This is a genomic window from Cyanobium sp. BA20m-14, assembly GCF_024346295.1.
The window spans coordinates 1-8,051 of record NZ_JAGQCR010000144.1 but is presented as its reverse complement, the minus strand read 5'-3'; the positions used below and the strand labels follow the sequence as shown (position 1 = coordinate 8,051).

Below are 8,051 nucleotides of genomic sequence, written 5' to 3'. Positions count from 1 at the left end.
GGCAGTTTGATCTTGCTGTCGATGGTGTTCTGAATGTCGGCGACAACCGTGCCCAGCGGCCGACCACTGACGTTGGTGGACACCACGATCAACCGCGATACGTCCTCCCGGTTGACCACATTGGCGCCCAGGCCGTAGTCGATGCGGGCCAGGCTTCCCAGCGGCAGCATGGTGCCTGCGGGGGTAGCGATCGGTAGAGCTCGCAGGGCATCGAGATTGTTGCGGGAGTCTTCGGGGAGCATCACCACCACATCGGTGCGGTCGGTGCCGTCGCTCACCACCTGGCCCACCGTCTTGCCGTTCAGGGCGATCTCCACCGCATCGGCAAGCTGCTGCATCGTCAGCCCGTTGGCAGTGGCGGCCTGGCGATCGAAGGCAATCTGCACCTGCTGGATCGGCAACTGGGGTTCGAGCTGCAGATCCACCACTCCCTGGATCGGCTCGATTGCGTCACGCACCTGCTCGCCGATCCTGCGCAGCTCCGCCAGATCGGGGCCGTAGATCTTGATGGCGATCGCACTGCGGACTCCTGAGAGCACCTCATCCATCCGGTGGGAGATGAAACCGCCGATGTTCGGAGCCACTCCGGGCAGCTTCAGGAAGGCGTTGCGTAGTTCGGCAATGGCAGCAGGGCGATCCTTCATCGCCTCGTCGCTCAATTCCACATCCACATGGGCCAGGTTCACGCCTGCTCCATCGGCATCACCAGGGGCCCGGCCGGTTCGCACCTGCACCCAATCGAACAAAGGGCTGGCCTTGAGGGTGTTGGACAACGCCAGCCCAGCGCGGTTGGTCATCTCCAATGACACTCCGGGATAGAGCACCATCGAGTTCACCAAAGATTTCTCACGGAACTCCGGTAGAAACACCCGTCCGAGGCTCGGCAAGATGGCACAGGCCACCACAACGAATGCCAGAGCAGCGGCCAGGACGCGCTTGGGCGACAGCAGCGAGAACTCCAGCAAGGGCCTGTAGGCCCGCTCCGCCCAGGTGGCCACCCAGGTGTTCTCGGCTGGGAGGCGTGTGTTTGCCAGCAGGATGGCGCAGAGCGCTGGCGTGAGCGTGAGCGCCACCAGGCTGGACGCCGCGATCGAGAACAGGTAGGCCAGGCCCATGGGCGCAAAGATCCGCCCTTCCACCCCCGAGAGGCTGAAGATCGGCGCGAACACCACCACGATGATCACGGAGGAAAGGATCACCGGCTGGCGCACCTCCACGGAGGTTTCGAACACCACCTGCAGGGGATTCCTGGGCTGGGCGGCCACCTGGTTGCGGCGCAGCCCGGAGTAGCAGTTCTCCATGTCGACGATGGCGTCGTCAACCACAGATCCGATCGCCACCACCAGACCACCGAGGGTCATGGTGTTGATCTCCAGCCCAAATGCGCGCATCAGCATCAAGCCGATCACGAGCGACAGGGGGATGGCGCTGAGGGTGATCACGGCGGTGCGCCAGTTCATCAGGAACAGCACCATCACCACCGAGACGATCACGATGCCTTCGATCAAGGAAGTGCTGACGTTCTTGATCGCGGTATCAATGAAATTGGCCTGCCGGAAGGTGCGCTTCACCTGAATGTCAGCCGGCAGGGTCTTGCTGAGGGCGGCGATCCGCTCCTCCACCTGACGTGTCACCCGTGGCGTGTCGATATCGGGCTGTTTGTTGATCATCAGCACCACCGCCGGCTTGCCGTTGAAGCTGCCATCACCGCGCTTCAGGGCACTGGCCAGCCGCACCTCGGCGACATCACCGATCCGCAGCGCCTGGCCTTGGCTGTTGGTCACCACGGAATCAGCGAGATCCTCACTACTGCCCGCCTGGCCACTGGCGCGGATCAGCTTCTCCTGCCCGCCGGCGATCAGAAAACCGCCCGGGGCATTGGCACTGGCGGCCGTTGCCGCCTCGGCCACGGCCTGCAACGACACCTGGCGGGCCTGAAGTCGCTGAGAATCGATCTGAATCTGCTGCTGGGCCTCCTCACCGCCATACAAGGTCACCTGTGAGACACCGGGAACTTCCAGAATCTGGTTGTTGAAGGTGTTGGCGACGATCCGGCGCAACTGCATCGGCGTCGTGAGGCCGCCGCCCTCCAGGGTGAAGGCGTACTGCAGGATCGTGCCCAGGGGAGAGACGAGGGGTGAGATTGCCGGGGATCTGGCTTGGGCAGGCAGCTCCGCCTCGATCTGTTGCAGGCGTTCCGCCACCGATTGCCGCGCCCGATTGATGTCGGCGTTCTGATCGAAAACCACCTGCACCATCGAGAGCCCCACCTTTGAGGAGGAGCGCACCGTTTCCACTCCCGGCAGGCCATTGACGGCCGATTCGATCGGCACGGTGATGCGCTGTTCCACCTCTTCCGGTGCCAGACCATCGGCTGTGGTCTGCACATCCACCTGGGGAGGGGCGAACAGGGGGAACACATCCAGGGGCATCCGGCTGAGGATCGACAGGCCCCAGAGAGTGATCAGCACGGCGGCCACAACCACCAGCCAGCGCCTGGCGATGGACGTGCGCAGTGTCTGGTTGAGCAGGCGTTCCAGCATGGGAAAGGCTTGGGAGGCGGAGAGAGCGCAAGGATCGGGGGTTAGTTCTTCTTGCCAAGCCGGGAGATCACAACCCCAGCACCAAGGACGATCACCACAGCACCGGCCCCGATCACCAGGCGGTTGAGGCCTCCGGCGGCCGTTGGCGTGACTTGGGTCGCAGAGGCGTCAGAGGATGCAGCAGGGGCAGCCGCACTAACTGCGCCGGCGCTCTGGCTCTTTTTCGATTCGGCGTAGAGCGAGAGGGCTCCCTGTGTCACCACCTCGTCTCCAGGCGCGATGCTGCCGTCGGTGATGGTGATCTGATCGCCTTGGCTGGCGCCGGTCTGGAGAAACACCGGGTCGTAGGTGGTGCCGCTTTTCACGAAGGCCAGGGGCTTGCCATCCGCATCCACCACCGCAGCGACCGGAATGGAGACCACGCCGCCGGCTTCCGTGGCAGGAGCGGTGGTGATCCCCAGCATGGAATCAATCTCGGCGCTGGCCTTCACCTGGCGCACGTTCCCCTGCTGCTGAAACTCATCGCCATGACCAACGTGTGCAATGGCCGGGCTGAACCCACCGAGGGCCAGGGTTCCGAGGCTGAGGCCGCCGGCCAGAAGAAGAGCGCGCATGCTGCTGGTGCCGCAGGGGCAGGACAAGAACCCGCGAAGGATGCCGTAGTCGCGATGAAAAACAGGTGAAATCGCTTGCGCCCACTAGCATTCGCCGGTCTTAGCTTCCACTTGATGCCGCTGCGGATCCTGCTGGTGGAAGACGAGCAGGAGCTGGCCGGCGCTGTGCAGACCGTGCTGCAGCACCAGGGCCACGTGGTGGACCATTGCAGCGATGGTCTGGAGGGCTGGACACTGCTCAGCGGTGAGCTGGCCAGCTACGAGCTGGCGATCATGGACTGGATGCTGCCGGGCCTGAGTGGCCCTGAGCTCTGCCGCCGCGCCCGCGCCGCCGGTCTCGACCTGCCCGTGCTGTTGCTCACTGCCCGGGCCGAGACGGCCGATCGGGTAGAGGGCCTCGACGCCGGTGCCGACGACTACCTGAGCAAGCCCTTCGCGATGGAGGAACTGCTGGCGCGGGTGCGGGCCCTGCAACGCCGCCAGCCCAGGTACCGCGAGCCCGTGTTGGAGGTGGGGCCCTACCGGTTCGATCCCCAGTCCGGCCAGCTGCAGGTCAGCTCGTCCGATGGTGTGGTGACGATCCCGCTGGCTGGCAAGGAGCTGCAGCTGATGGCCTATTTCCTGGAGCACCCCGGGCAGATCATTCCGGGCTCTCGATTGCGTAACCAGCTGTGGGACCTGCACCAAGACCCGGTGAGCAACGTGGTGGCCGCCCAGGTGCGGCTGCTGAGGCGCAAGCTTGCGGGCCATGGCCTGGACTCCCCGATCGAAACGGTGCCGAGCCGTGGCTATCGCTTCCATGCCCAGCTGCCTGGAGAGCCATGAGCGCCAACCGCTCACCGGCTCCGGCAATGCTTTGGCGAGCTCGGCTGCGCTTGGCTGCCCTCTCGCTGCTGGTGATGGGCGCGATTCTGTACGGCGCCGGGTTCGCCATGGCGCGCCTGCTGCTGCAGGAGCGTGAAGCCGCCCTGCGCCGCGAACTGCAGACCGTTGCCGGCACCCTGCACGACAGCCTCAAACCCAGCCTGCCCCCAGTGGCCGTGCCGTCGGTGGCATTGGCGGCGGTACTGCCGGGCCTTTGTCTGGTGGGTCAGGCCTGTTCTGTTGCTGATGCCCTGATCGAGCGCCATGCGATCAGCGCCACCGATCCGTCCCGTTTCCAGCTGCGGATCTTCAATGCCCGCGGCCAGCTGCTGGCCGCCTCGCCTGGCGCCCTGGGGCCTACCCGGCCGGAGCCGGTGTGGCGAGAGCAGCGTTTGCCTGGGGGTGAGCGGTTGTTGAGCTACGCCATCCATCTGCACCGGGCCCATCGCAGCGGTGAGCAGGACTGGGGCACCCTGCAGATAAGTCGCAGCCTGGCACCCCTCGATGCTGAGGCCAGCCGGCTTTGGTGGCTGGGCCACGGCGTGTTCGCTCTGGCGATGGCAGGAATGGCCCTGGCCAGCTGGTGGCTGGCGGGCCTGGCGATGGCTCCCCTGCTGGAGGCTTACCGCCGGCAGGAACAGTTCAGTGCCGATGTCGCCCATGAGCTGCGCACACCATTGGCCAATCTGCTCGCTCTGCTGGAGGCCGAACGGGATGCTCTGCACCGCTTGCCCGGACAAGCTCCGGCAGGGCGGTTCAGCACTGGGCGGCCTGCGGCAGAAGCCACCTCGGCGACGGGCCTGGATCGAATGCTTAACCAGGGCCGCCGGTTGCAACAGCTGATCGCCGATCTGCTGTTGCTCGCCAGCCTGGAGCAGTCCATCAACGGCAGCCACCGGCGACTCTGCAACCTCGCGGAGATCTGCGCGGATGTGTTGGAGGACTTCAGCGAAGCAGCCGCAGCAGCGGCGGTGACCCTGCATGCGGCGATCGAGGTGGGCGACGCCACCGTTTTGGGGGTGGAATCGGAGCTGAGCCGCCTCCTGATCAACCTGCTAAGCAATGCCCTGCAACACAGCCCGCCTGGCGGCAAGGTCCTGGTGGGGCTGCAGCGACGCGGCCGGGAGATCCAGTTGTTCGTGCAGGACAGCGGCGCTGGTATCCCAGCGGAGGAGCAGGGTCGGATCTTTGAGCGTTTCCATCGCCTCGATGCCTCCCGCAGCCGTCATCAGGGGAGCACTGGATTGGGGCTTGCCATCGCCCAGGCGATCGCCCGTCGCCATGGGGCGGTGATCCGCGTGGAGTCGACACCGGGACAGGCTTCGACATTTTCCTTGTGGCTATCTGCTGTCAGGCGTTTGCCCTGATCCGGTGCGGCCTCTCGGCTGACCAAGTGGCTTGATGCAGACACTTCAGCCTCATCAACCCAAATTGAGCTCTGCGCCCCGTCCATCACCACTGCCAGCCTCCATGGAGGCTCGGTCTCGCCAGCGGTCCTGTGTCTCTTGTGCTGCATCGGAGCTTCCTGCCGCCCAATCCGGCCAGGATGGAATCAGCAGCTCATCGGAGGTGCCCATGGCTCGGTTTCTGAATTGTTGCGGCGCAGGGAGCCGACGTTCGTTGAAAGCCATCGCCCAAGCGGCAGCAGCCTGGCTGGTTCTGGCGAGCTGCGTTCAGGCGGAACCCAGCGCCCCTAGTGCTGGATCCGGCGCCTTGGCTCCGTCCACCGCGATGCCCTCTGGTAGTGGCAGGGGCGGCATGCCGATGGGTCAACGTTCAGCCGATGCCCGTTTCATCGTGATGATGATTCCCCACCATGAGGGGGCGATCGCGATGGCGGAGCTGGCCCTGCAGCGCTCCAAGCGACCGGAGATCCGCGCGCTGGCGGAAAAGATCCGCACCAGTCAGAGCCAGGAGAATTCCCAGATGCGTCAGTGGTATCGCCAGTGGTACGGAACTGACGTGCCTGCCTGGGGCATCGGGTCCGGGCACGGGATGGGTATGGGCCAGGGCATGCCCGGCATGGGCACCAGCTTGGAAGCCCTCAAGAATGCGCCCGACTTTGATCGCACCTTCATCGAGCAGATGATTCCGCACCACCGCATGGGCGTGATGATGGCTTCCCACGCAGAAGGGAACACCCAGCACCCGCAGCTGCGCGAGTTGGAGGCGGCGATGGTGCGGGTACAGAACCAGGAGATCGAGCAAATGGCCCAGTGGTACCGGCAGTGCTTCGGTGGCTCAGGCAGCTGAGCCCTTGCGGCCGCCGCAGTCTTGCCAGCGGCTGAGCAGATCTTCGAGTTCGATTTGCAGGTCGCGCAAGGCGGCGATCTTATGAACGATCTCACCTGCCTTGGTGCGGATCGTGTCCTGAAGTGTCGTGCAGGTGCACACTCCCGAGCGCCGCGACTCCAGGATCTGGAGTACGTCCTGCAGCGGGATGTCCATCGCTTTGAGGGTGCGGATCAGGGCCAACTCCGCAAACACCTCATCGCCCAACAACCGGTAGCCGCCCTCACTACGGCTGATGGGATGGATCAGCTCTTCATCGCAGTAAAAGCGAATCGTCTTCACGGTGAGGCCGGAACGCTGAGCCACCTCACCGATCTTCATGGGGGCAGCCATCACCACTTGACTCTCCACCTACGGGAGGATGCATCGTATAGATACTTCCTCGCCAAGGCCCGCAATGCGATCGCCTCTTCTTGCCGCTGCGGCACTGGTTGCCCTGATGGCTCCAGTGGCCCAGGCGCAGATGGATCCCCATCAGCACCACCGGATGATGGCCCCGGCGCCATCGACTGGGGCGGCTCCGGTCGCAGCACCGATGGATCACAGCGCCCACAACCACGATGTAGGCCCGGCCGGCAGCACCTACGACCTGCGCTGGCTCGATGGCATGGTCCAGCACCACACCGGTGCCCTGCGGATGAGTGAGTTCGTCTTTGATATCGGCGTGCCTGGTGTGGGAGCACTCGGAAAGGACATCTGGCGCGATCAGGCCGAGGAGATCAAGGCCATGGGGCAATGGCGCAAGGCCTGGTACCCAGAGGCTCCGGTGTATCCGGTTGTGCTCAAGACAGGCGGGGATCCCAACGCCATGGCGGATCTCACTCGCATGAGCCCAGCTCAGATTCAGGCCATGCAGATGATGGCTTCAACGCCCACGAGGGAGAACCGAGTTACCTGGTTTCTGGAGGGGATGCTCCAGCACCACGGCGGCGCGCTGATAATGGCCCACGATGCGCTCAAGAAATCAACCAATCCCACCATTCTCCGCCTATCCCGCAACATCATCGTGGCCCAGCGTCGCGAGATCATTCAGCTGCGCAAGATGCTCCAGCACGATGGACTCAACAAGCCGGAGTATCACGCCTACGACAAGCTGTTTTCACTGAACTAAGGTATTTATCCGTAACCACCTGCTCTGTAATCTTCATTTAAAATCCATGAATCCAATGATCTCTGCACTCGGACTAATCGCACCTCTGGCCATCTTCTCGCTGGGCTTCGGTGCGGCCCATGCCCAGGCCAATGACATGTTCCCCACCAAGGCAGCCGCCGAGAAGCGGGCCAAGGAACTCAAGTGTTCAGGCGCCTTTGCTATGGGCAGTGAATGGATGCCCTGCAAAGATTTCGACGTCTATGAAAAAGCTGTCAAAAAGGAGTCGTAATGGGACGCCTGTTTCTCTCGTCGACCATGACATCAATGCGGAGTCAGATCGCATCAGCCATGGGGAGCCTCGTGATGATCGGTGCTTTAGCAACCACGCCGCTGCTTGTGGCCTCTGCCCAGGCCCACATGCGAGGCATGTATGCCACCAAGGCCGAGGCTGAAAAGCGTGCGGCTGAGCTGAAGTGCAAGGGCACCTTTGCGATGGGCACGATGTGGATGCCCTGTGCCAATGAGCGTGGACTCCATGATGCGCTCCAGAAGGCGCAGTGATCACGTTTTCATGATGAAGCATCTCAACCGTCGCTCCCGCAAGCTGCACCGCCTGGTGGTGCCCATTGCCGCTATTCCCTTGGC

General features: G+C 63.7%; 9 protein-coding genes. 6 read left to right on the top strand and 3 right to left on the bottom strand.

Annotated elements, in window-relative coordinates:
* Window positions 1-2,543, bottom strand: a 2,543-nt coding sequence (locus KBZ07_RS12865; protein WP_254931984.1) for an efflux RND transporter permease subunit, incomplete at its 3' end; no start/stop codon positions are given.
* A gap of 41 nt (window positions 2,544-2,584) precedes the next feature.
* Window positions 2,585-3,157, bottom strand: coding sequence for a hypothetical protein (locus tag KBZ07_RS12860; protein ID WP_254931983.1), 573 nt, complete (start codon window positions 3,155-3,157; stop codon window positions 2,585-2,587).
* A 120-nt stretch (window positions 3,158-3,277) separates the two neighbouring features.
* Between KBZ07_RS12860 and rppA the strand changes: the two genes are divergently transcribed.
* From rppA to KBZ07_RS12845, 3 genes are all read left to right on the top strand, one after another.
* Window positions 3,278-3,982 (top strand): two-component system response regulator RppA, encoded by a 705-nt coding sequence (gene rppA / locus KBZ07_RS12855; protein ID WP_254931985.1) that lies wholly within the window; start codon window positions 3,278-3,280, stop codon window positions 3,980-3,982.
* Entirely contained in the window at window positions 3,979-5,388 is a 1,410-nt protein-coding gene (locus KBZ07_RS12850; RefSeq protein ID WP_254931982.1) for a cell wall metabolism sensor histidine kinase WalK, read from the top strand. The genes rppA and KBZ07_RS12850 overlap by 4 nt, the downstream gene beginning before the upstream one ends.
* A 346-nt stretch (window positions 5,389-5,734) precedes the next feature.
* Complete coding sequence (locus tag KBZ07_RS12845; RefSeq protein WP_254931981.1) at window positions 5,735-6,274, top strand: DUF305 domain-containing protein; 540 nt, start codon at window positions 5,735-5,737, stop codon at window positions 6,272-6,274.
* Here KBZ07_RS12845 and KBZ07_RS12840 read toward each other — a convergent pair.
* Window positions 6,263-6,646 (bottom strand): MerR family transcriptional regulator, encoded by a 384-nt coding sequence (locus tag KBZ07_RS12840; protein WP_254931980.1) that lies wholly within the window; start codon window positions 6,644-6,646, stop codon window positions 6,263-6,265. The two genes, KBZ07_RS12845 and KBZ07_RS12840, sit on opposite strands and share 12 nt — an antisense overlap.
* Before the next feature lie 106 nt (window positions 6,647-6,752).
* Between KBZ07_RS12840 and KBZ07_RS12835 the strand changes: the two genes are divergently transcribed.
* Genes KBZ07_RS12835 through KBZ07_RS12825 form a run of 3 tightly spaced genes read left to right on the top strand, consistent with a single transcriptional unit; the run spans window position 6,753 to window position 7,967 of the window.
* Window positions 6,753-7,424, top strand: coding sequence for a DUF305 domain-containing protein (locus KBZ07_RS12835; RefSeq protein ID WP_254931979.1), 672 nt, complete (start codon window positions 6,753-6,755; stop codon window positions 7,422-7,424).
* 46 nt (window positions 7,425-7,470) lie between these two features.
* Window positions 7,471-7,695, top strand: coding sequence for a DUF3721 domain-containing protein (locus KBZ07_RS12830; RefSeq protein ID WP_254931978.1), 225 nt, complete (start codon window positions 7,471-7,473; stop codon window positions 7,693-7,695).
* Window positions 7,696-7,754: 59 nt separating this feature from the next.
* The gene (locus KBZ07_RS12825) at window positions 7,755-7,967 is read left to right on the top strand and encodes a DUF3721 domain-containing protein (RefSeq protein WP_254931977.1); all 213 of its coding nucleotides are present in this window, start codon (window positions 7,755-7,757) and stop codon (window positions 7,965-7,967) included.
* The last annotated feature ends 84 nt before the right edge of the window (window positions 7,968-8,051 follow it).

Coding starts and splice junctions, on each gene's coding strand:
- KBZ07_RS12830 (WP_254931978.1), top strand. CDS start 7,471: ATGAATCCAATGATCTCTGCACTCGGACTAATCGCACCTCTGGCCATC.
- KBZ07_RS12835 (WP_254931979.1), top strand. CDS start 6,753: ATGGCTCCAGTGGCCCAGGCGCAGATGGATCCCCATCAGCACCACCGG.
- KBZ07_RS12840 (WP_254931980.1), bottom strand. CDS start 6,646: ATGGCTGCCCCCATGAAGATCGGTGAGGTGGCTCAGCGTTCCGGCCTC.
- KBZ07_RS12850 (WP_254931982.1), top strand. CDS start 3,979: ATGAGCGCCAACCGCTCACCGGCTCCGGCAATGCTTTGGCGAGCTCGG.
- KBZ07_RS12825 (WP_254931977.1), top strand. CDS start 7,755: ATGGGGAGCCTCGTGATGATCGGTGCTTTAGCAACCACGCCGCTGCTT.
- KBZ07_RS12860 (WP_254931983.1), bottom strand. CDS start 3,157: ATGCGCGCTCTTCTTCTGGCCGGCGGCCTCAGCCTCGGAACCCTGGCC.